The sequence below is a fragment of the Endozoicomonas sp. PH6C genome, from assembly GCF_059322965.1.
Genome location: NZ_CP185342.1, coordinates 804226 through 825767, shown reverse-complemented (window position 1 = coordinate 825767; position 21542 = coordinate 804226). Strand labels below are relative to the sequence as shown.

The following is a 21542-nucleotide window of genomic DNA, read 5'->3' as shown; positions in this document are numbered from 1 at the left end:
TTTTACGCGCTTGCAAGGCGCAACTCCCACAACACCCAGTTTACGGGTCCGTACTGGGCGTTTCGGTCAGTTAAGCAGCCAATAATCTAATCAAACCTAATTCATCGAACCAACTATTCGGCAATGCTAAGTGCAGCGCAGGACTCCGGCATACTCGCAACTGCCCTTTGCTAGATCCTACCGTCTGTCTCGTCAGTTCATCACTGACTCCCCGCCTTCTCAGCTCCGCATAACGCTTCGGACTTTTCTCCCATTGACACCAGAGCATAGTCTCGTTGGAATACAATTACTCAAGTATTATTACCATGGTCGTGATACCACTTGGCACACCTGGTAGCATCTGGTGCATCGGCAGACTGCCAGACTAAAGGGTAATACTGCCACTCATTGTTATATTGGCTGACCATTTTGTTATGAACTTTATATAGGGTTGTGACTCCGAACAACATCAATCAATAAAAGAAAAGGAGTTGCATCATGACGACACCGGTCAGCAATATTTCAAATAAAAGATTGCTCTCAACAACAGATATGGCTTCAACACAAAACCCGTACAATTCACAAACATCTGGAGCAACGTGTTATAACAGGTCTGTGGAGTGTTTAGAGCCATCAGTATCTATAAAAATTGATAGATCCAAAAAAAGAGAGAGTGCTTTCGCTGGGTTTCATGAGAGAGGCTTGAAGAATAGAGTGGTATTAAAGCATATCCCTTTTGAAATAAACGGCACTGTGTTTAATTATATCGATGGCAATAAAAGAGATGATGAGCTGGCAAAAAAAATGATTGACATTAGTGACGACAGGCCAAAAAGCTCTTTCACTTTTAATATCAAAACACAAAATGGCAATCACGACTATACACCTTCACATCTATGGCAAAAGCAATTCTTAAAATGTGTAAACTCAGGATTGCAGATTTATTTCGATGATTGCCCTCCAGATAGATTAGTCCCTTTCTTAGGAAATAAGACAGTTGCTGAGATTTATAAAGGTAAAAAAATCCCAGCAACTTGCTATCAGTTTGTGAACTTTATGGAGTTTAATTCAACTTCATTTCTAGATAAATTCCGCAACGAGTATACAAACTTAAAAACTTTAGATACAAACAATCAATTCACTCCTATTGCAATTTTAAAAAACAACGATCCCGTTCATACATTTATTCACATTGGAGATAATGTTTGCATAGGTAAACTGGGGGACGGGAATATTTTTTTCCATACTGCTGAAGATATATTGAGTCATTATCAGGAATCTTTTGAAACTCCTTTGCGTTTGGCGATTGCAAATATTCAACCTTTACAGTTGTGTGGCAACCAACGTCACACTCACTTGCAAAGTCAAGCGCAGCACACAGCTTCGGTTGATTAAGATCCGGCCTTATTGCGTTTAACTCGCTGTAAGGCTCTTGCTAAATTATTGGGATTGGTGATACGTTCCATCAGGCTCGTACCACCCGCCGGGCTTTCGTAATCCTGTGATACCGACACGACCTCAGCTCTCATAGCCTCGCAGCCTCCGTTTCCGCCGTGACCACTTGGTATGAGTTCCAGTGTTTGCTGGACTTGTCTGCGTCCGGTGTATCGAATGACAAAAACTACTCACCACTCTTTACCGTTCGGGCCTTTACTGACATACGCCAGCTACTATGCCGTCTGCTGACTTCTGTGTAGCGATCAGGACACCTTACGATGACCTCAGTCTGAAATGTCAGACACTACACAGACCTCCCGAGGTAAGTCACACCGCCTTCACTGAACAACTGCCGGATCTACTGCCTGAATGTCCGGATGAGTATGGGACTTCGTTATCAATTGCTAACTCGTCCCGACGCAGACAGCCTCATATCCGATTTCTGTTCGTCAGCTCGCAGTTTTGCTCCACACTGCCTTCAGCCTGCACCTCGCGATACAAACCTTGTGTTTCGCTAACCCTTCGCCCTCATCTGGCTGAGCAGGGGACTTTCACCCCCAAGCTGTGCAACATGCTCGACACACAGCAAAAACCCCGGTCAATCTCTCAACCGGGGTTCTGCTTTATTCAATGCCTGGCGATGACCTACTCTCACATGGGGAAGCCCCACACTACCATCGGCGATGTGTCGTTTCACTTCCGAGTTCGGGATGGGATCGGGTGGTTCCAACACTCTATGGTCACCAGGCAAAACTGGTCGAGCCGTTGGCTCTCGAGCTGGAAGCTTTAAGCTGGAGGCTTGAAGCTGTTTCTCGAAAACTAAGGCTCTGGAATCCAAATCTCTTTTAAGCTGTGTCGCCTATTCTTGCTCAACACTCTCGTTCACTGTGTACGGCTTCAAGCTTCCAGCTTTTGCTGGCAGCTTCGCTGCGCAAATCGCTTTGGCGTTATATGGTCAAGCCTCTCGAGTCATTAGTACGGGTTAGCTCAACGCCTCACAACGCTTACACATCCCGCCTATCAACGTCGTAGTCTTCAACGTCTCTTATGGGCCTTGCGGCCAGGGAAGTCTCATCTTGAAGGGGGCTTCCCGCTTAGATGCTTTCAGCGGTTATCCCGTCCGAACTTAGCTACCGGGCAATGCGTCTGGCGACACAACCCGAACACCAGTGGTTCGTCCACTCCGGTCCTCTCGTACTAGGAGCAGCTCTCCTCAAACTTCCAACGTCCACGGCAGATAGGGACCGAACTGTCTCACGACGTTCTAAACCCAGCTCGCGTACCACTTTAAATGGCGAACAGCCATACCCTTGGGACCGGCTTCAGCCCCAGGATGTGATGAGCCGACATCGAGGTGCCAAACACCGCCGTCGATGTGAACTCTTGGGCGGTATCAGCCTGTTATCCCCGGAGTACCTTTTATCCGTTGAGCGATGGCCCTTCCATTCAGAACCACCGGATCACTATGACCTACTTTCGTACCTGCTCGAGATGTTCCTCTCGCAGTCAAGCTGGCTTGTACCATTACACTAACCGCACGATGTCCGACCGTGCTTAGCCAACCTTCGTGCTCCTCCGTTACTCTTTGGGAGGAGACCGCCCCAGTCAAACTACCCACCACACAATGTCCCCGATCCTGCTAAAGGACCTGGGTTAGAACCTCAATATTGCCAGGGTGGTATTTCAAGGTTGGCTCCATGCAGACTGGCGTCCACACTTCAAAGCCTCCCACCTATCCTACACAAGCAACATCAAGATCCACTGTGAAGCTGTAGTAAAGGTTCACGGGGTCTTTCCGTCTAGCCGCGGATACACTGCATCTTAACAGCGATTTCAATTTCACTGAGTCCTGGGTGGAGACAGCGTGGCCATCGTTACGCCATTCGTGCAGGTCGGAACTTACCCGACAAGGAATTTCGCTACCTTAGGACCGTTATAGTTACGGCCGCCGTTTACCGGGGCTTCGATCAACCGCTTCTCTTGCGATAACAGCATCAATTAACCTTCCGGCACCGGGCAGGCGTCACACCGTATACGTCCACTTACGTGTTAGCACAGTGCTGTGTTTTTAATAAACAGTCGCAGCCACCTGGTATCTTCGACCCCCTTCAGCTTACGGAGCAAGTCCGGTCACCAAAAGGGGCGCACCTTCTCCCGAAGTTACGGTGCCATTTTGCCTAGTTCCTTCACCCAGGTTCTCTCAAGCGCCTTGGTATTCTCTACCTGACCACCTGTGTCGGTTTCGGGTACGGTCCCTTTTGACCTGATGCTTAGAAGGTTTTCCTGGAAGCCTGGCATCAACCACTTCCCCACCTTGGTGGGTTCGTCATCAGTTCTCGGCTTTGTGGACCCGGATTTTCCTGAGTCCACAGCCTACGACCTTAAACAGGGACAACCATCGCCCTGCTGGCCTAGCCTTCTCCGTCACTCCATCGCAGTCAAAAGGGGTACAGGAATATTAACCTGTTTCCCATCGATTACGTCTTTCGACCTCACCTTAGGGGCCGACTCACCCTGCGCCGATTAGCGTTGCGCAGGAACCCTTGGTCTTCCGGCGAGGGAGCCTCTCACTCCCTTTATCGTTACTCATGTCAGCATTCGCACTTCTGATACCTCCAGCCCACCTCCCGGTTGACCTTCTACGGCTTACAGAACGCTCCTCTACCGGTTGCAGTGGTCAGTTTTCAGTGGTCGGTTGTCAGTCTACTCATACTGACAACTGACCACTGAAAACTGACCACTGAACCCCGTAGCTTCGGTGAATAGTTTGAGCCCCGTTACATCTTCCGCGCGAGCCGACTCGACCAGTGAGCTATTACGCTTTCTTTAAAGGGTGGCTGCTTCTAAGCCAACCTCCTGGCTGTCTGGGCCTTCTCACATCGTTTCCCACTTAACTATTACTTTGGGACCTTAGCTGACGGTCTGGGTTGTTTCCCTTTCCACGACGGACGTTAGCACCCGCCGTGTGTCTCCCGTGATTGCACTCATCGGTATTCGGAGTTTGCATGGGGTTGGTAAGCCGGGATGGCCCCCTAGCCCAAACAGTGCTCTACCCCCGATGGTGAGACACGAGGCGCTACCTAAATAGCTTTCGAGGAGAACCAGCTATCTCCGGGCTTGATTAGCCTTTCACTCCTATCCACAAGTCATCCCCTGGCTTTTCAACGACAGTGGGTTCGGTCCTCCAATCAGTGTTACCTGATCTTCAACCTGCTCATGGATAGATCGCCCGGTTTCGGGTCTATTCACTGCGACTGGACGCCCTGTTAAGACTCGCTTTCGCTACGGCTTCCCTATACGGTTAACCTTGCCACAGAAAATAAGTCGCTGACCCATTATACAAAAGGTACGCAGTCATCAGTGGCCAGTTGTCAGTTGTCGGTGGTCAGTTTTGTTCAGCGTCAATTTCAACACCTCTGCAAATCTGCCCGTATTTTCCAACTTGACGACCTGGTAATCAGTCATCTGCTGTCGCTTGCCTACTGGCAACTGACAACTGACAACTGACCACTGACTCCCACTGCTTGTACGTACACGGTTTCAGGTTCTGTTTCACTCCCCTCAACGGGGTTCTTTTCGCCTTTCCCTCACGGTACTGGTTCACTATCGGTCAGTCAGGAGTATTTAGCCTTGGAGGATGGTCCCCCCATGTTCAGACAACATTTCACGTGTGCCGTCCTACTCGATTTCACAATCACTGGCTTTTCGCGTACGGGGCTATCACCCACTATGGCCACACTTTCCAGAGTGTTCCGCTAAACCAAAAATTGCTTAAGGGCTACTCCCCGTTCGCTCGCCGCTACTGGGGGAATCTCGGTTGATTTCTTTTCCTCCGGGTACTTAGATGTTTCAGTTCCCCGGGTTCGCCTCCTAAACCCTATGTATTCAGGTTAAGGATACTCACTTGTGTGAGTGGGTTTCCCCATTCGGACATTCCTGGATCAACGCCTGTTTATCGGCTCCCCAAGACTTTTCGCAGATTACCACGTCCTTCATCGCCTCTGACTGCCAAGGCATCCACCGTGTACGCTTAGTCACTTGACCATATAACCCAAAACGATCTCTTCGAGATCTCAGTTGTCAGTTGTCGGTGACCAGTGGTCAGTCGATTCTTGGCAACTGATGGTTATAGGCAATAACTACCTTTAACGATCTTCAGTAACCGGCAACTGTCAACTGACAACCGGCCACTGATACGCCCTACACTTGAGAGTGTCTCAGCAAGAATTTCATTAAAAGACCAGCGTCTTTTAAATCAACTCAGCTTAATTTAAGTTTGGATTCCACATTGTTAAAGAACAAAACTAACAACTGACAACTGGTCACTGACCACTGTCAACTGATAATCAAACAATTCGTGTGAACGCTTATGGAAGGTCGGTCGTCGTTTAAGGAGGTGATCCAGCCCCAGGTTCCCCTAGGGCTACCTTGTTACGACTTCACCCCAGTCATGAATCACTCCGTGGTAACCGCTCTCCCGAAGGTTAAGCTAGCTACTTCTGGAGCAACCCACTCCCATGGTGTGACGGGCGGTGTGTACAAGGCCCGGGAACGTATTCACCGTGACATTCTGATTCACGATTACTAGCGATTCCGACTTCATGGAGTCGAGTTGCAGACTCCAATCCGGACTACGATGCACTTTCTCAGATTAGCTCCACCTCGCGGCTTGGCAACCGTCTGTATGCACCATTGTAGCACGTGTGTAGCCCTGGCCGTAAGGGCCATGATGACTTGACGTCGTCCCCACCTTCCTCCGGTTTGTCACCGGCAGTCTCCCCAGAGTGCCCACCCGAAGTGCTGGTAACTGAGGATAAGGGTTGCGCTCGTTGCGGGACTTAACCCAACATCTCACGACACGAGCTGACGACAGCCATGCAGCACCTGTCACTGCGTTCCCGAAGGCACCCCTCTATCTCTAAAAGGTTCGCAGGATGTCAAGGCCAGGTAAGGTTCTTCGCGTTGCTTCGAATTAAACCACATGCTCCACCGCTTGTGCGGGCCCCCGTCAATTCATTTGAGTTTTAACCTTGCGGCCGTACTCCCCAGGCGGTCTACTTATCGCGTTAGCTGCGTCACCAGAAATGCAAGATCCCCGACGACTAGTAGACATCGTTTACGGCGTGGACTACCAGGGTATCTAATCCTGTTTGCTCCCCACGCTTTCGTACCTCAGCGTCAGTGTCAGACCAGAGTGTCGCCTTCGCCACTGGTGTTCCTTCCTATATCTACGCATTTCACCGCTACACAGGAAATTCCACACTCCTCTTCCGCACTCTAGCTTGCCAGTTTTGGGTGCCGTTCCCAGGTTGAGCCCGGGGCTTTCACATCCAACTTAACAAGCCGCCTACGCACGCTTTACGCCCAGTAATTCCGATTAACGCTCGCACCCTCCGTATTACCGCGGCTGCTGGCACGGAGTTAGCCGGTGCTTCTTCTGCGAGTAACGTCACAGATGCAGGGTATTAACCTACACCCTTTCCTCCTCGCTGAAAGTGCTTTACAACCCTAGGGCCTTCTTCACACACGCGGCATGGCTGCATCAGGCTTGCGCCCATTGTGCAATATTCCCCACTGCTGCCTCCCGTAGGAGTCTGGGCCGTGTCTCAGTCCCAGTGTGGCTGATCATCCTCTCAGACCAGCTACGGATCGTCGCCTTGGTAGGCCTTTACCCCACCAACCAGCTAATCCGACGCAGGCTCATCCGATAGCGCAAGGTCCGCTCTTTAAAAAAGAACGGGGCCCCTGCTTTCCCCCTTAGGGCGTATGCGGTATTAATCCGGATTTCTCCGGGCTATCCCCCACTACCGGGCAGATTCCTACGTGTTACGCACCCGTCCGCCGCTCGTCAGCAACTAGCAAGCTAGTTCTGTTACCGCTCGACTTGCATGTGTTAGGCCTGCCGCCAGCGTTCAATCTGAGCCATGATCAAACTCTTCAGTTTAAATCGTTTTGCTTCCTGTCCGAAAACAGTCCGCTGCTCAATCATTTGCAATTAAACGTACATGAATTACAGGTATGTTCGCTTGCTTGATCAGCATTTAAATCATTTCAGAGCAAAGCTCTGTTGACCGATGCCATTCGCACAAGCGCCCACACGAATTGTCTGATAATTTGTTAAAGAACTGGATTAAAACAAGAAGGTTTTAACCGGCTGAACCAGCGGTCAGCGCTGTTCAGCGAGGCCGCTATCTTACCGCGACCGTTTTTGTTGTCAAGTGCTTGTTTTCTAAGTCACTTTTCAACTTACCAAGACCGCATTCGTTCACTCAGTGAGGGTTGCGTTTCCGTCTCAGCGGCGGTGCATTCTACGCTGTTCGATCCGATTGTCAATCACCGTTTTAAACGTTGTTGCAATGGATCGTTGCGTGCCCGTTAAGAGCCATGCCCCGATCAGTGGAGGGGCATTATACGCAGCTTGAGAGGCAGGTCAACGAGTTATTTCAAAGCGACTGAAAGCCCACTTCATTCTTCATTAAACAGATCAAACTTCAAAGGTTGTTTAAAACGCACTTTTAGTGCTTTAACGATTTTGGAGCTGGCTTTAACATCCATTCTTTCGATATGAACCAATGAGCGTCCTCTGGACTCCTTCTCATGGATCAACTCTTTAATACGTCTTTCCAGAAATACCTTTCTTAATGCTTTTTTTCTCAGAGATTTCAATCTCTTCCTGAAGCGGCCACAACTCTCTTTGTGCCACAGTGTATTTATCACTCTCAGACAGGTCAAAGTCCGGAAAAAGCGTTTCCTGAAATATTAATAAAGGGTTAGGCCTTACAAGACAGCCCGATGCACTTTTGGATATGACCGAACTAATCAGTTCCCCTTGATGCGTGCCTGTACCCATAATTTAACAGGGCCATCAGCTCGGCGAGAAAGGACTTTTTCTCACGCCTTGGCCAGTGAACGCATTGAATCAGAGGCCAGAGCTTCGTTTCTTAATTACAGCTCTTTCCTTTTGGCCTGCAGACTTCCGGCTTTTGCCTTTAAGTCGTCAGGTTTCGTTATGATAACAAAAAAGCCGGACAGTCTTTGGCTGAGCTACTTTTTTAGGACTTTTAGAGGGCCCCCGACTGGGAGAAGGCGTTCCTGAATGTTCAATCATCGCTTCATCCTGAATTGTTACGCCCTCTTATTATTCAAGGGGCTTTATCAAGGAACTATGGATAACAAGCCCCTGCTCTATGTTTATTCACCCCAAAACGAAAACACCCGCAATCAAGTGCGGGTGTCTGCGAAATAACAAGTGCCTGTCTAGCCAGACCGAGCCTCCATCGAACCTTTAACCTTCTTCATCGCATTTTTTTCCAGCTGTCTGATTCGCTCAGCTGATACGCCATAGTGTTCTGCCAGCTCATGAAGAGTTGCTTTATCCTCATTAAGCCATCGCCTCTGAAGAATATCCCGACTGCGCTCATCGAGTGTTGCCAGAGCATTTCTCAGCAGGTTCACTGAAGAGTCGGACCAATCCGAGTCTTCCAAAATTCTCGCCGGATCCGCTCTCTGGTCTTCCAGATAGTGGGCAGGCGCTACGGAGGTGCTGTTCTCGTCGCTGTCGTCCGAATAACCATCGAAGGCTGTGTCGTGACCAGCCATTCGACCTTCCATTTCACGAACCACTTTGGCCTCAACACCCAGGTCATTGGCAACAGCCTTAACTTCATCATTACTGAGCCAGGAAAGGTGTTTTTTGGAGCTGCGAAGATTAAAAAACAACTTGCGCTGTGCCTTGGTGGTCGCCACCTTTACAATACGCCAGTTCTTCAGGATAAACTCATGGATTTCGGCCTTCACCCAATGCACTGCAAAAGAGACCAGACGAACACCCACTTCCGGGTTGAACCGTTTTACGGCTTTCATCAAGCCTACATTCCCTTCCTGGATCAGGTCAGCCAGAGGAAGTCCGTACCCACTATAGCTCCTGGCTATATGAACCACAAAACGCAGGTGAGACATAACCAGCTGACGGGCAGCTTCCAGATCGTTCTTGTAGTAGAGCCGCTCTGCCAGACTCTTTTCCTGCTCAGCAGACAACACAGCAATAGCACTGACTCCCGTAACGTAGGCATCAATATTTTGCCCCGGGACTAAGATATCAACTGGCTGTATACTGGTTCCCATAATCCACTCCGGTTGAGTGCCAAATTAGCACTCGACTTAGTTCAAACTCCAAATACACATACCGTAACAAAGACAACAGACTGGCTTTCAATTGAATAATAACAAAAATCGAGCCTACTGACCTGAGCAACTTTACGCTCTTTTACGATAAAAAAACTACAAGGAAAAGGCTAAACTCGCCAATTCTTGCCAAACCCTCTACCAAGGCTGCACTTCTATTGTCCGTACATGACGATAGCAGCTCATTGCTGCACCTGCCACTCCCAGGAAAACACCCGAGACCAATAATGAAAAAAACATCGCAAAGCCGGGCCCTAACGGCGTAAAGCTGCTGCCATACAATGCAGCGAGCTCCAAAACTCCTGACATCAAACCAGCAAGCACAGCAAGTATAATCAGCAGAGCCAACAAAGCACCTCCCAGCCCATACCACACTCCCATGTAAAGGAATGGCAATGTGACAAAGCCATCGGTTCCACCCACCAGCTTGATCACTTTGATTTCAGCCCTGCGACTCTCAACGCTGAGACGTACAGTATTACCTATCGTCAGCAGTACAATAATCCCGAGAAGCACTGATAGTATGACGGTAAAACGCTCCAACAATTGCGTCATAGACTGAAGTCGCTCAATCCATTCCTGATCCAGCCGAGCTTCCATTACTCCTTCTTTGACCTGATATTTTTTCATTAGTTCACTGAGATGCTCAGAATTTAACCCTTCCCGGGGTGTAAGCTCCAGAACCCCCGGCAGAGGATTGAAGCCCAGGGCATCAATAACCCCTTTCATCTGGGCCCTCTCCTGAAATTTATTCAGCCCTTCATCCGGACTGATATAAAGGAACTGCTCAATGTCCGGATCATCTCTGGCTTCAACCCTGAGGCGATTGATCTGGTCACGCCCCAGCTTGTTTTCAAGATAGAGAGAAATTCTGGGCTGACCTTCCCAGTCATGACCCAATAACTGCAGATTGTTGGACAAAAGTACAAGAATCGCAGGTAGCGCAAAAGCCACCGCAATCATCAGACAGTTCAGAAAGGAAGCAAAAGGTGTCTTGAAGATACGAACTAATGAATCACCTGCCACCTGTCGGTGCAGGCTTTTCAGGTAAGCCATTGAGAAGCCTGTTGCCTTTTTTCTGGCCGCCCCTCTTTCAGCATCATTGTCTTTAGGCGTCCCAGTCTCGGGCTGTTTTTTCCGACTACCGTCTTCGTTTCTGACACTTTTTCTTGGAAACACGCCTAATGCACCTCCTGATCGTTAACCAGATGCCCTTGATCCAGAGTCAAAATGCGGTGGCGCATACGGGCTACCAGTGCCAGATCATGACTGGCAACCAGAACCGTAACGCCTACCTGGTTAAAGTTTTCAAACAGCTGCATGATTTCAGCGGACAGATTAGGGTCGAGATTACCGGTTGGCTCGTCGGCCAGTATCAGAGGAGGCCGGTTAACAACCGCACGAGCCAAACCCACACGCTGCTGCTGACCGCCGGAAAGCTGAGCCGGATTCATTTTCTCTTTTTTCAGAAGCCCCACCATATCCAGGGCAGCCCTGACCCGCCCCGCACATTCATGGTAAGTGTACCCGGCAATGATCAGAGGTAAGGCAACGTTATCAAACACAGATCGATCAAAGAGCAGCTGATGATCCTGAAAAACCAGGCCTATATTTCTGCGAAAATAAGGAATCTGGCCACGCCCCAGCTTGCTGGTCTCGTGTCCTCCTACCCATATGCTACCGGTGGTTGGTTGCTCCATCAGCATGATGAGTTTCAGCAGAGTACTCTTACCGGCTCCAGAATGGCCGGTAAGAAAAGCAATTTCACCCCGATGCAGATGAAAGCTGGTCTGTTCCAGCCCCACATGCCCTCCGGGATAACGCTTGGTGACATTGTCAAAGCGTATCATTCAGGACTTCCCTGCTACTCTTTTTTCATGGTTTAAGGCTCAACCGGATCGAACAGAGCTTCTACAAACTCATCGGCAGAGAAAGGCCTCAGGTCGTCTATCTGCTCACCCACCCCCAGGAAACGGAGCGGTAGCTGCATCTGTTTGGACAGGGCAAAAACAACTCCACCCTTGGCAGTTCCATCGAGCTTGGTGAGCGCCATACCCGTCAGGTTCACCGCTTCGTGGAATATTTTGGCCTGATTGAGCGCATTCTGCCCTGTGCCTGCATCCAGAACCAGCAGCACTTCGTGGGGAGCTGAAGCATCCAGCTTACCCAAAACCCGCTTAACTTTGCGCAGCTCGTCCATCAGGTTATCTTTGTTGTGCAGGCGACCGGCTGTGTCGGCAATCAAGACATCTACCCCACGAGCTTTGGCTGCTTCAAAAGCATCATAGAGCACAGAGGCACTATCAGCACCTGTATGTTGGGCAATCACGGGGATATCGTTTCGTTCACCCCAGACCTGCAGCTGTTCCACAGCAGCGGCCCGGAAAGTATCACCAGCAGCCAGCATCACTTTACGACCTTCAGCCTGAAGCTTGCGTGCTACTTTACCGATCGTTGTCGTCTTGCCGACGCCATTAACGCCCACAACGAGAATAACAAAGGGCGTTTTCTGCTCATCAATAACCAAAGGCTGGTCAGCAGGCTTGAGAATTTCCTTAAGTTCAACCTTCATCGCAGAGATCAGCGCGTCGGCGTCACCCAGCTCACGGTATTTCACTTTTTTGGTCAGTTTCTCGATAATTTCCGTCGTGGCTTCAACGCCTACATCCGATATCAGAAGTTGTGTTTCCAGCTCTTCCAGCAGATCTTCGTCGATTTCTTTTTTACCAACAAAGATTTCCGCAACACCATCAACAAAGGCGCTGCGAGTCTTGCCAAGACCGCGCTTCATGCGAGCAAAGAAGCCCTTCTTCTCGTCCTGAGGCTCGTCCCTTTCTGCAACCACAGGTGGAGTAAAAGTACTTTCAGCTTGCGGAGCTTTTATGGCTTCTGCCGTTGGGAATGTCTGCTCCCGGGGGGCTTCCTCAGCCACTTCAAGCGGGTGCTCATGCACAGGCTCAGCCTGAACAGGTTCGATAGAAACGATCTCTTCTGCTGACTCTACAATTGCCTTTTCGACTTCTGCCCGAACAATTGTCTCGTGGAGGGCTGCTGTCGGCTCAGTTTTCGGACTCTCATCTATAACCGGGGCAGGCTCGCTCTGTTTCTCTTCTTTGCGTCCCCAGGGCCAAAAACGTCGCTTCGCCGTTTTCTCATCACTTTTGCGAGAACCGAACATAAACTACTTCATCAGAATGGATTAAAAGGGTCACCGTATTAAAGCAGGTGGGTCTCAGGAAGCTAATCAAGAGCAATTAAAATGCCTGACAGCCTTCCGGAACTGTGTATCCTATCTTACAGCCATGAACGAATGAAGCTTTTTAAAATTAAAATAGTTCCAGCAAGGTAAGGGTATCTCCTCAGAAACCATGGTTATCTCATTCGGCAACTGATGTACAATCGCTGCCTCAATGCCATCAACCGGAGTGATCAATGGCGCGAAGAGCAGCCTTCAGGCATGGCCTTAATAATAAAGGTGGCGGACAATTAAGAATCATTGGCGGGCAGTGGCGCAGCCGCAAGCTGCCTGTCGCTGATCTTCCGGGCTTGCGCCCCACCTCAGATCGTGTGAGAGAAACCCTGTTTAACTGGCTGGCGCCCTGTGTTCCGGGTGCCAGTGTTCTTGATTGTTTCAGTGGAACTGGCGCTCTATCCCTTGAGTCTCTCTCTCGTGGCGCCAGGGAAGCCACCCTGCTTGAGGCAGCTGCCGAGGCGGCCTCACTCCTTAGCAAAAATCTGAAAGCCCTTCAGGCAGAAAATGCCAGAGTCATTCGCACCGACAGTCTGATATGGCTACAGCAAGTGGCAGACAAGACATTCGACCTGATCTTTCTGGACCCTCCATTCAGACAGGGATTACTGAAAGAGACATGTCGTCTGCTTGATAAAAATGGATACATTCACAGCAACACCCTTATTTACATTGAGGTAGAAAGAGAACTATCTCCTCTGCCCGTACCTTCAAACTGGACCATTACGAAAACCAAAAACGCAGGTCAGCTAAGTTACTACCTGTTAAGTGTCGAGTGAGTTTAAGCTACAAAAATGATGAGTAAAGTAGAGTCTCCCTGCATTCGCCAATGCGCACTTAACGAAGATCAGGTTTGTACCGGCTGTTTTCGAAGCCGGGCAGAAATTGCCCAATGGAGCCGGGCCAACCAGGATGAACAGAAAGAGATTGTTTTCAATGCTCAAAAACGCTCCGAAGCTCAAAATCACCACCCCTGATAAAAGCGACTTATGTCGCTTTTAATCAAGATTTTATCCCAATGCTTCTGCCAGAGACTCTGTCGCTGAATTGAGCCACTCACCCTGACCATCACAGCCACCATTCGCTATAAACCAAAAGCAGCTGAACAATCGATACAAACCCTACCATTCGAAAACAACATCACTCACATGGTAGTGGACTTAACCTATCGTTCTAGGTAACCTTCACACCGCCGAGATTCTTCTAACACTCTCTTTTCAGACGAGAACTCTAAGGAGTGGTCAAATGAAACAACCCGTCCGTATCGCAGTCACAGGTGCAGCCGGTAACATCAGTTACTCCCTACTGTTTAAAATTGCTGCTGGTGAAATGCTGGGCGCGGATCAGCCGGTGATTCTGCAGCTGGTTGAGATTCCTCAGGCTATGGACAAGCTGCGTGGCGTGGCCATGGAACTTGAAGACTGCGCTTTCCCACTGGTACACGGCATCAGCCTGCACGATAATCCGTTCGATGGATTCCGTGGTGTTCATTACGCCATGCTGGTGGGTGCACGTCCACGTAGCAAAGGCATGGAGCGTGCCGATCTTCTGGAAGCTAACGCCGTTATCTTCGCCGAGCAGGGTAAAGCACTGAACGAAGTGGCGAATCGCGACGTTAAAGCCCTGGTGGTAGGTAACCCGGCTAACACCAACTGCCTGATTCTGTCCCGCAATGCCCCGAATCTGGACCCTTCCCAGTTCTGCGCTATGACCCGCCTGGACCACAACCGTGCCAAAGGCATCCTGGGTAACAAACTGGGCGTTAACCCGTCTGACATTGACGGTGTTTGCGTTTGGGGTAACCACTCTCCAACCATGTACCCTGACGTTCATCACGCTACTGTTCTGGGCGAAGAGTCTGCCATCAGCAAGATTGACGAGAAATGGTACAAAGAAGATTTTACACCTCGCATCCAGAAGCGTGGTGCCGAGATCATTGAATGGCGTGGTCTCTCTTCCGCTGCCTCTGCCGCGCAGGCCGCCCTTGACCACATGCGTGACTGGGCTCTGGGCAGCAATGGCGAAATTGTCAGCATGGGAATTATCTCCGACGGCAGCTACGGCGTAGCCAAAGGCATTTATTACTCTTTCCCATGTATCTGCGAATTCGGTAGCTACCAGATCGTTCAGGGCCTGGAGATCAACGAATACGGTCAAAGCATGATGAAGAAGACCGAAGAAGAACTGCTGAGCGAGAAAGCGGCTGTCGATCACCTGCTGCCAGCTGAAACCGTTGAGTCCCGTGAAAATCTGAGAAAGTCTGAGCGTACTGGCCAGACCGCTTACGACAATGGTCTCGACAAGGCTGACGTTTACTACAAAGCGGATCGCATCTGCTGATCCGCCTCCTGCAGGAGCTGAGTCTATCAGCTCCTTTTTTCTTTTTTTCTGCTGCCTCTCAACTCATTCATTCAGACCCCTCATAGGCACAAAATACTCTGCTTCCAGTTCGGCAAAGGAGTCTCTGGCCACTTCACTGACATAAGGCCGGTCCATAAGCAAAATCTGATAAAAAGCTCTTCGGTATAGTTTTTTTGGCAACAATTCGTCTTCTTCAAGAAACGCCGCACTGACCAGCTCCTGCCAACTGCTGAGCACCATGAAGTGGTTCAACGCCAATGCTTCCACTTCATGCTTTGGCACTGCCATAAAGCCTGACAACACAAGCCCTGCAATAATTTTTTCCAGTACCTCCAGAGAGAGCCTTGCAAACTGTTGATAGGCAGAACGGAGCTCGCTGCTCCTGCTCATAACCCCATGAACATCACGGTAGATAAAACGGAACTCCCACATACCGGCCAGGGCCAATTCCAAATAGCTTCGCTTATCCTGAAAGTTCAGCGGACGGTCTTCCGGAATAACCATACTGGCGGCAATGTTGTCTATCAGACGTTGAAAAAGTGCGAGGATAATCTCATCTTTATTCCTGAAATGGTAATAGAGATTTCCGGGAGAAATCCTCAGGTCTGCGGCAATATGGTTGGTCGTTACCGCCCTTTCGCCCCGGTCGTTAAAAAGCTCGAGAGCTTTGTCCAAAATACGATCACGAGTTTTAACTGCCATAAATACCCTTGAAATCCTGTCAGCAAATCGCTAAATTTCAGTTTAGAGTAATTACTCTAAACAATCAAAAACCCACTAACCAGCCAGATTCTTAGTGAAAAACATGTAAACCAGATCGGCTGAAGGAGACCTGTATCATGAGCCTTAGTGAAATTGACCAGCCTACAGAGACTGGCTCATCGGAGCAAATCACCGCCAGTGATCCATCTTCCAGCCAGATCGCAAGGATGAAATCATCTCTGGAGGCCCAGCAACAAGCTTTTCGAACTCAGCCAAACCCCTCTCTCCAGCAACGCAGGGAATGGCTTAAAACACTGAAAAAAGGTTTGAAAAAACACCAAAAGGCTCTGGTAGATGCCATTAACAGAGATTTTGAGGGCCGTGCCGAAACCGAGACTCTGTTGGCCGAGTTTATGCCATCCCTCTCTACCATCGATTACTGCAGCAAGAATCTGGCTAAATGGATGAAGCCCAGTAAACGACATGTATCAATCACTATGCAGCCGGCTTCGGCAAAAGTGGTGTATCAGCCTCTGGGCGTTGTCGGTATTGTTGTTCCCTGGAACTACCCTCTCTTTCTGGCCATAGGGCCTCTGGCAACAGCTCTGGCTGCCGGAAACCGGACTATGATCAAGATGTCCGAGTTCGCACCGGCTACCTCCAGACTCTTTGCCGAGATGATTGCAGATATCTTTCCTGCTGACCTGGTCACTGTCGTCAATGGTGAAGCTGAAGTGGCAGCCGCTTTCACCGCTCTGCCGTTCGACCATATTGTCTTTACCGGATCCACTCAGGTCGGCAGGCATGTAATGACGGCTGCTGCCAAAAACCTCACCCCTGTAACCCTTGAACTCGGCGGAAAATCTCCGGTGATCATTGACGACGACTTCCCTATACAGGAAGTAGCCGAGCGTGTCTGCTACGGGAAATCAATGAATGCCGGACAAACCTGCGTTGCCCCTGATTACATACTGGTCAAGAAACAACGCAAGGAAGACTTTGTGGAAGCCTACCTGAAGGCATTTAGCAGTATGCATCCGTCAGTGAATGACAGTCAGCATTACACTGCCATTATCAACGAGAGACAACACCAGAGGTTACTCAGCCATATTGAGGATGCCAAAAATAAAGGAGCTGAAATCCGGGTGGGAAATAATGAGGAAATTACCGATGGTTCCCGTCGTTTACCTCCGCACCTGATTCTGAATGCTACGGAAGATATGAGCGTCATGCAGGAAGAAATTTTTGGTCCACTGCTGCCCATCATTGAGGTCGACAACATTGATGACGCCATTCAGTTCGTCAATAACCGTCCCCGTCCACTGGCGCTTTATTATTTTGGTGAAAACAAACAGACTCAGGACAAAGTTCTCACTCACACCCACTCAGGAGGTGTCTGCCTGAATGAAACCCTTTTCCATGTTGCTATCGATGATATACCTTTTGGTGGAGTGGGTGCTTCCGGTATGGGCCATTATCACGGAAAAGAGGGCTTTCAGGCGTTGTCCAAGGCAAAATCGGTCTTTAGCAAAGGACGTTTCAACAGTGTCCGATTTGTATTCCCCCCCTATAATACCTGGCTGAAGAAGAAGATGATCAAATTCCTGTCAGGCTCCTGATCATTCGGATCCGGACTGTCATTCGATAGTCCGGAATCTTTATTCAAAGAAGTTCTGAAAGCAACTATCTATCATCCAGTTACCCTGTTTTTAGTCAGGTTGTTTGTCACCTTCGATTGATTTCGATACCATTCGGCCTTCGTTATCTTTAGATTGAAGAACTCTGCTTTAACCATTTTCAGTAGAAACGGGCAGATCAGGACGCACAGTCTTTCACTACAGGCATCTGTGAAGTCATGGAGTTTTCGGAATATTGATCCTGGCAGGTCGGGGTCAACCTGACTCAAAGGCTTCCCGGGACATCAGCAGGAAATGCATTTTCAATGAGCAAAGTAATCTACCCTGGCACTTTTGACCCTATCACCAAAGGCCATCTGGACCTGGTAGAACGGGCGGCAAGAATTTTTGATAACGTGGTCATAGCGGTAGCAGAAAGCCCTAAAAAGAAGCCTCTGTTTGATCTGGCCAAACGTGTTGAGCTGGCAGAAGAAGTGACAGCTCACCTTAATAATGTTTCGGTAACAGGTTTCAGCTCTCTGCTGGCTCACTTTCTGGAAGAACAGAAGGCCACTGTGATTCTGCGTGGTCTGAGAGCCGTATCCGACTTCGAATATGAATTTCAGATGGCCAACATGAACCGGATTCTGGCACCCAGTGTTGAAAGCCTGTTTCTGACACCTGCTGAGCAGTATTCTTATATTTCTTCTACGCTGGTACGGGAGATAGCCTCACTGGGTGGAGATATCGACAAGTTTGTCTCCCCCTGCGTTCAGGAAGCCCTGAAAGACAAATTTGGTCCAGACGTCAAAAGCTGATAGAGCGCCACGAACCTGGCGGCTTGAGCTGAAACACTCGTGCGGAACTGGAGATTACATCATGTCCCTGATCATTACTGATGACTGCATTAACTGCGATGTCTGCGAGCCTGAGTGCCCGAACAGTGCGATCTCTCCCGGGGAAGAGATTTACGAGATAGACCCTGACCTCTGCACCGAATGTGTTGGTCACTACGATGAGCCGCAATGCCAGCAGGTTTGCCCGGTCGACTGCATCCCCAAAGACCCGAATAATGTCGAGTCACAGGATGAGCTTATGGAAAAGTATTTGATTATTACGGCGGCCGCCTGATCGCGGTCTTTTTCATTGCTCATGTTCCACTGGAGTCTGCCTGCAAACAGACTCCTAACTCAAAAACTCCCCTCTCTGATACTCCCGAACAGCCTGCATCACTTCTTCACGGCTGTTCATGACAAAAGGTCCATATTGCACAACAGGCTCATTCAAGGGTTTACCGGCCAGTATCAGAAAGTCAGCCTGCCGTTCTGCACTCACTACCAGCTCGTCACCTTCTGCGAAAACCGCCAATTCTGATTGGCTGATGAGTTGATCGGTGTCCGTCTGCAGTTTTACCTCGCCTTCATAGACATAGACCATCAGTTTTTTGTGACTTAGAGGCAGCTTGATAGTGCTGTCTTGTTTCAGCGATACGTCCAACAACAGCGCATCGGTCACCTCTCTCTTCAGTGGAGCTGATAATTGCCGACCATCCAGCTCTACTTCACCCACCAGCAACCTTGCTGACCAGCCTTCACAGGACAGAACAGGGAAATTATTCTCACTGATATCAAGATACTCCGGATCACTCATTTTCCGGGCAGCGGGCATATTCAGCCAGATCTGGAAACCATGCAGCTCATCATTTTCAAGAATGGGCATCTCTGAATGAACAATCCCCTTGCCAGACTTCATCCACTGCACACCGCCTGACTCAATAGACCTCTGATTACCCAGATGATCTTCATGTCTTAAGCCCCCCAATTTCATATACGACACCGTCTCGATGCCTCGATGAGGATGAGCCGGAAATCCGGCACCCAGATCGCCAGAACCGTCAGTTCTGATTTCGTCCAGCATCAAAAAAGGATCCATAAGCTTATGCTGTCCAGAGCCCATCACTCGCTTGAGTTTCACCCCGGCTCCGTCTGAAGCCGGACGGGCCGACACTAGTTCCAGCAGACTTCTTGCTTGCGTCACTTTATGCCACCAGTTGATCAATTCTTTCTGCAGCTTTACCCAGCGCTACTTCTCTTGCGTCACCACCTTTGGCAAGTCCTTCTGCATAGATGAACTCAACATCAGTAATCCCGATAAAGCCAAGGAAGTGCTTAATCAGTGCCGTTTGTGTATCCATAGGTGTTCCCTGATACTCACCCCCTCTGGCCGCCAGGATATAGGCTTTTTTGCCCTTCAAAAGCCCCTGTGGTCCCTGCTCGGTGTAGCGAAAAGTGATGCCTGCGCGAGCAATATGATCAAAGTATGTCTTCAGGGTTGATGGCATTGTGAAATTGTACAGGGGCAGTCCCATTACCAGCACATCGGCTTCATTCAACTCATTGATCAAACGATCTGAAAGGCTGGCTATGCTCTTCTGATGTTCATTACGCTCTTCCTCTGGCAGGCTGAAGCCCTTAAAGCTTTCTGCTGTCAGGTGAGGAATTGGTTCTGAACCCAGATCGCGATAGATCACTTTATCCACAGTCCGGGTCTGGGTGTATTTTTCCACAAACTGTCTGGCCAACTGCCCTGACTGTCCTTCTGAGCCAAACAGACTGGAATCGATTTGCAGGATAGTACTCATATTAATCTCCGGTTCATTAAATTGCCTTGGTTAAGCTTAATTTAATATCGATTTTTACGAATAAAAAGCGCAAAATATCCCTTATAAATATCGAATTATTAGATTATAAGTTCGTAAACCATGGCTAAAGTCACCCTTGAACAATGGCGAATGCTCCATGCGGTCGTTGAACATGGCGGTTTTGCACAAGCCGCAGAAGCCCTCCATAAAAGCCAGTCCACCGTCAGCTATGCCGTAAATAAATTGCAACAGCAGCTGGATGTTGAAGTCCTGGTCATCAAAGGCAGGAAAGCAGAATTAACGGAAGCCGGAAAAGTGCTGATCAGGCGCTCCCAATCCCTGCTGAAAGAGTCTGATGCAATAGAGAAGGTTGCTGACAGCCTGTCACAGGGTTGGGAAGGTCGCATCATTCTGGGTGTTGATGTCATCTTTCCGCCCCAGCTGCTCTCAACCTGTCTGAAAAGACTGGCCTCCGAGTGCCAGCAGACCCATATTGAGCTCGTGGAAACGGTACTTTCAGGTACTACAGACATGATGGCTACTGGTCAGGGAGACCTGGTGATCAGTGGTCTGGTACCACAGGGGTTTATGGGAGAACCTTTGATGAAAGTGACTTTCAAGGCTGTCGCTCACAAGGACCACCCGTTGCATCAGCTAGACAGCCCCCTGAGCCTGAATGACCTCAAGCAGCACCGCCAGATTGTCATCAGAGACTCGGGCGTCAAGAGAGTGGATGCCGGATGGCTGGAAGCGACAGAACGCTGGACCGTTAGCCATATTAGCACATCCGTAAGAATGATTTCCGAAGGGCTTGGGTTTGCCTGGCTACCAATCGCTCACATAGAACAGGAACTGGCCTCTGGGATGCTGAAACCATTAAATCTTCAGCCTCACGGCTCTCGGCGTCACCAGATATACCTGATTTATACCGATCAGGATTATGCGGGCCCTGCCGTAAAGTCTTTGGCCAATATTTTGAAAGAAGTCTGCGCTGACACAGACAAGCCAGCACATTGATGGGACCGATCAAAACAAAAATCAGAAAAGAGGCTCAGCCAATCTTTCGAAGCTCTCCCAGTTTGCCATCGGACCCGTAGGAGATTTCAAAAGTACCATGAACCCCTTCACGAGTGACAAACTTGAGAAGGACATCGTAAGGAATGCTCATGCTAAAACCTTCCCGGGTACTGACCTGGACACGGTTTTTCTTGCCTTGGTAATACTGCAGGACCTGTTCTGAATTCAAACTGACAGAGAAGGTAGCCTTATTCATTCTGGACTCCATTCCGCGTGTTCAAGCAAATTATGATATCGGCCGCAGGGGGCCTGTGGCCAGTAACGAGATTTGTATCATTTTAGCAAAATCAGCACA

The 21542-nt window shown here is 49.4% G+C and carries 17 protein-coding genes and 3 rRNA genes; 8 read left to right on the top strand and 12 right to left on the bottom strand.

What is annotated here, in order from left to right:
- Nucleotides 1-477 precede the first annotated feature (477 nt).
- Nucleotides 478-1374: a hypothetical protein gene (locus ACOMG9_RS03545; RefSeq protein WP_448215789.1), complete on the top strand. Its 897-nt coding sequence runs from the start codon at nt 478-480 to the stop codon at nt 1372-1374.
- Nucleotides 1375-2048: 674 nt separating this feature from the next.
- Here the strand turns inward: ACOMG9_RS03545 and rrf are convergent.
- From rrf to ftsY, 8 genes are all read right to left on the bottom strand, one after another.
- Nucleotides 2049-2164: ribosomal RNA gene (gene rrf, locus ACOMG9_RS03540) — 5S ribosomal RNA — on the bottom strand.
- A 203-nt stretch (nt 2165-2367) separates the two neighbouring features.
- Nucleotides 2368-5460: ribosomal RNA gene (locus ACOMG9_RS03535) — 23S ribosomal RNA — on the bottom strand.
- 345 nt (nt 5461-5805) lie between these two features.
- Nucleotides 5806-7360 (bottom strand): 16S ribosomal RNA (locus ACOMG9_RS03530).
- The 16S, 23S and 5S rRNA genes sit together here, the layout of an rRNA operon.
- A 521-nt stretch (nt 7361-7881) precedes the next feature.
- Nucleotides 7882-8082, bottom strand: a complete 201-nt coding sequence (locus ACOMG9_RS03525; protein ID WP_448215787.1) for a hypothetical protein — start codon at nt 8080-8082, stop codon at nt 7882-7884.
- A 591-nt stretch (nt 8083-8673) separates the two neighbouring features.
- Nucleotides 8674-9540, bottom strand: coding sequence for an RNA polymerase sigma factor RpoH (gene rpoH, locus ACOMG9_RS03520; RefSeq protein ID WP_448215786.1), 867 nt, complete (start codon nt 9538-9540; stop codon nt 8674-8676).
- A 198-nt stretch (nt 9541-9738) separates the two neighbouring features.
- Nucleotides 9739-10779: a permease-like cell division protein FtsX gene (ftsX, locus tag ACOMG9_RS03515; protein ID WP_448215785.1), complete on the bottom strand. Its 1041-nt coding sequence runs from the start codon at nt 10777-10779 to the stop codon at nt 9739-9741.
- 2 nt (nt 10780-10781) lie between these two features.
- On the bottom strand, nt 10782-11450 hold the full coding sequence (gene ftsE / locus ACOMG9_RS03510; RefSeq protein WP_422136967.1) for a cell division ATP-binding protein FtsE: 669 nt from the start codon (nt 11448-11450) through the stop codon (nt 10782-10784).
- 32 nt (nt 11451-11482) lie between these two features.
- Entirely contained in the window at nt 11483-12778 is a 1296-nt protein-coding gene (gene ftsY / locus ACOMG9_RS03505) for a signal recognition particle-docking protein FtsY (RefSeq protein ID WP_448215784.1), read from the bottom strand.
- Nucleotides 12779-13032: 254 nt separating this feature from the next.
- Between ftsY and rsmD the strand changes: the two genes are divergently transcribed.
- From rsmD to ACOMG9_RS03490, 3 genes are all read left to right on the top strand, one after another.
- Nucleotides 13033-13629, top strand: a complete 597-nt coding sequence (gene rsmD, locus ACOMG9_RS03500; protein ID WP_448215783.1) for a 16S rRNA (guanine(966)-N(2))-methyltransferase RsmD — start codon at nt 13033-13035, stop codon at nt 13627-13629.
- 15 nt (nt 13630-13644) lie between these two features.
- Complete coding sequence (locus ACOMG9_RS03495) at nt 13645-13827, top strand: DUF1289 domain-containing protein (RefSeq protein ID WP_448215782.1); 183 nt, start codon at nt 13645-13647, stop codon at nt 13825-13827.
- A gap of 268 nt (nt 13828-14095) precedes the next feature.
- Nucleotides 14096-15190, top strand: coding sequence for a malate dehydrogenase (locus tag ACOMG9_RS03490; RefSeq protein ID WP_422136963.1), 1095 nt, complete (start codon nt 14096-14098; stop codon nt 15188-15190).
- Between the two features lie 63 nt (nt 15191-15253).
- On the opposite strand, the gene ACOMG9_RS03485 is transcribed toward ACOMG9_RS03490, so the two are convergent.
- On the bottom strand, nt 15254-15913 hold the full coding sequence (locus tag ACOMG9_RS03485; RefSeq protein ID WP_422136962.1) for a TetR/AcrR family transcriptional regulator: 660 nt from the start codon (nt 15911-15913) through the stop codon (nt 15254-15256).
- Nucleotides 15914-16050: 137 nt separating this feature from the next.
- Between ACOMG9_RS03485 and ACOMG9_RS03480 the strand changes: the two genes are divergently transcribed.
- From ACOMG9_RS03480 to ACOMG9_RS03470, 3 genes are all read left to right on the top strand, one after another.
- On the top strand, nt 16051-17532 hold the full coding sequence (locus ACOMG9_RS03480; RefSeq protein ID WP_494529763.1) for a coniferyl aldehyde dehydrogenase: 1482 nt from the start codon (nt 16051-16053) through the stop codon (nt 17530-17532).
- A 323-nt stretch (nt 17533-17855) separates the two neighbouring features.
- A complete protein-coding gene (coaD, locus tag ACOMG9_RS03475) occupies nt 17856-18347 on the top strand; it encodes a pantetheine-phosphate adenylyltransferase (RefSeq protein ID WP_448215779.1) in 492 nt (163 codons plus the stop codon).
- Nucleotides 18348-18408: 61 nt separating this feature from the next.
- The gene (locus ACOMG9_RS03470) at nt 18409-18660 is read left to right on the top strand and encodes a YfhL family 4Fe-4S dicluster ferredoxin (RefSeq protein ID WP_317143373.1); all 252 of its coding nucleotides are present in this window, start codon (nt 18409-18411) and stop codon (nt 18658-18660) included.
- Nucleotides 18661-18714: 54 nt separating this feature from the next.
- Here the strand turns inward: ACOMG9_RS03470 and ACOMG9_RS03465 are convergent, their stop codons facing one another.
- Both ACOMG9_RS03465 and ACOMG9_RS03460 read right to left on the bottom strand, forming a co-directional pair.
- Nucleotides 18715-19566 (bottom strand): pirin family protein, encoded by an 852-nt coding sequence (locus ACOMG9_RS03465; RefSeq protein ID WP_448215778.1) that lies wholly within the window; start codon nt 19564-19566, stop codon nt 18715-18717.
- Between the two features lies 1 nt (nt 19567).
- The gene (locus tag ACOMG9_RS03460; RefSeq protein ID WP_448215777.1) at nt 19568-20170 is read right to left on the bottom strand and encodes an FMN-dependent NADH-azoreductase; all 603 of its coding nucleotides are present in this window, start codon (nt 20168-20170) and stop codon (nt 19568-19570) included.
- Nucleotides 20171-20290: 120 nt separating this feature from the next.
- On the opposite strand from ACOMG9_RS03460, the gene ACOMG9_RS03455 reads away from it, so the two are divergent.
- Nucleotides 20291-21187: a LysR family transcriptional regulator gene (locus ACOMG9_RS03455; RefSeq protein WP_448215776.1), complete on the top strand. Its 897-nt coding sequence runs from the start codon at nt 20291-20293 to the stop codon at nt 21185-21187.
- 34 nt (nt 21188-21221) lie between these two features.
- Here ACOMG9_RS03455 and ACOMG9_RS03450 read toward each other — a convergent pair whose 3' ends face one another.
- A complete protein-coding gene (locus tag ACOMG9_RS03450; protein WP_448215775.1) occupies nt 21222-21443 on the bottom strand; it encodes a DUF2835 family protein in 222 nt (73 codons plus the stop codon).
- Between the last annotated feature and the right edge of the window lie 99 nt (nt 21444-21542).

What these genes read in the sequence shown, in the direction of transcription:
- rpoH (WP_448215786.1), bottom strand. Translation starts at nt 9,540, where the DNA reads ATGGGAACCAGTATACAGCCAGTTGATATCTTAGTCCCGGGGCAAAAT.
- ACOMG9_RS03450 (WP_448215775.1), bottom strand. Translation starts at nt 21,443, where the DNA reads ATGAATAAGGCTACCTTCTCTGTCAGTTTGAATTCAGAACAGGTCCTG.
- rsmD (WP_448215783.1), top strand. Translation starts at nt 13,033, where the DNA reads ATGGCGCGAAGAGCAGCCTTCAGGCATGGCCTTAATAATAAAGGTGGC.
- ACOMG9_RS03480 (WP_494529763.1), top strand. Translation starts at nt 16,051, where the DNA reads ATGAGCCTTAGTGAAATTGACCAGCCTACAGAGACTGGCTCATCGGAG.
- coaD (WP_448215779.1), top strand. Translation starts at nt 17,856, where the DNA reads ATGAGCAAAGTAATCTACCCTGGCACTTTTGACCCTATCACCAAAGGC.
- ftsY (WP_448215784.1), bottom strand. Translation starts at nt 12,778, where the DNA reads ATGTTCGGTTCTCGCAAAAGTGATGAGAAAACGGCGAAGCGACGTTTT.
- ftsE (WP_422136967.1), bottom strand. Translation starts at nt 11,450, where the DNA reads ATGATACGCTTTGACAATGTCACCAAGCGTTATCCCGGAGGGCATGTG.
- ACOMG9_RS03460 (WP_448215777.1), bottom strand. Translation starts at nt 20,170, where the DNA reads ATGAGTACTATCCTGCAAATCGATTCCAGTCTGTTTGGCTCAGAAGGA.
- ACOMG9_RS03545 (WP_448215789.1), top strand. Translation starts at nt 478, where the DNA reads ATGACGACACCGGTCAGCAATATTTCAAATAAAAGATTGCTCTCAACA.
- ACOMG9_RS03490 (WP_422136963.1), top strand. Translation starts at nt 14,096, where the DNA reads ATGAAACAACCCGTCCGTATCGCAGTCACAGGTGCAGCCGGTAACATC.
- ACOMG9_RS03455 (WP_448215776.1), top strand. Translation starts at nt 20,291, where the DNA reads ATGGCTAAAGTCACCCTTGAACAATGGCGAATGCTCCATGCGGTCGTT.
- ACOMG9_RS03485 (WP_422136962.1), bottom strand. Translation starts at nt 15,913, where the DNA reads ATGGCAGTTAAAACTCGTGATCGTATTTTGGACAAAGCTCTCGAGCTT.
- ACOMG9_RS03470 (WP_317143373.1), top strand. Translation starts at nt 18,409, where the DNA reads ATGTCCCTGATCATTACTGATGACTGCATTAACTGCGATGTCTGCGAG.
- ACOMG9_RS03495 (WP_448215782.1), top strand. Translation starts at nt 13,645, where the DNA reads ATGATGAGTAAAGTAGAGTCTCCCTGCATTCGCCAATGCGCACTTAAC.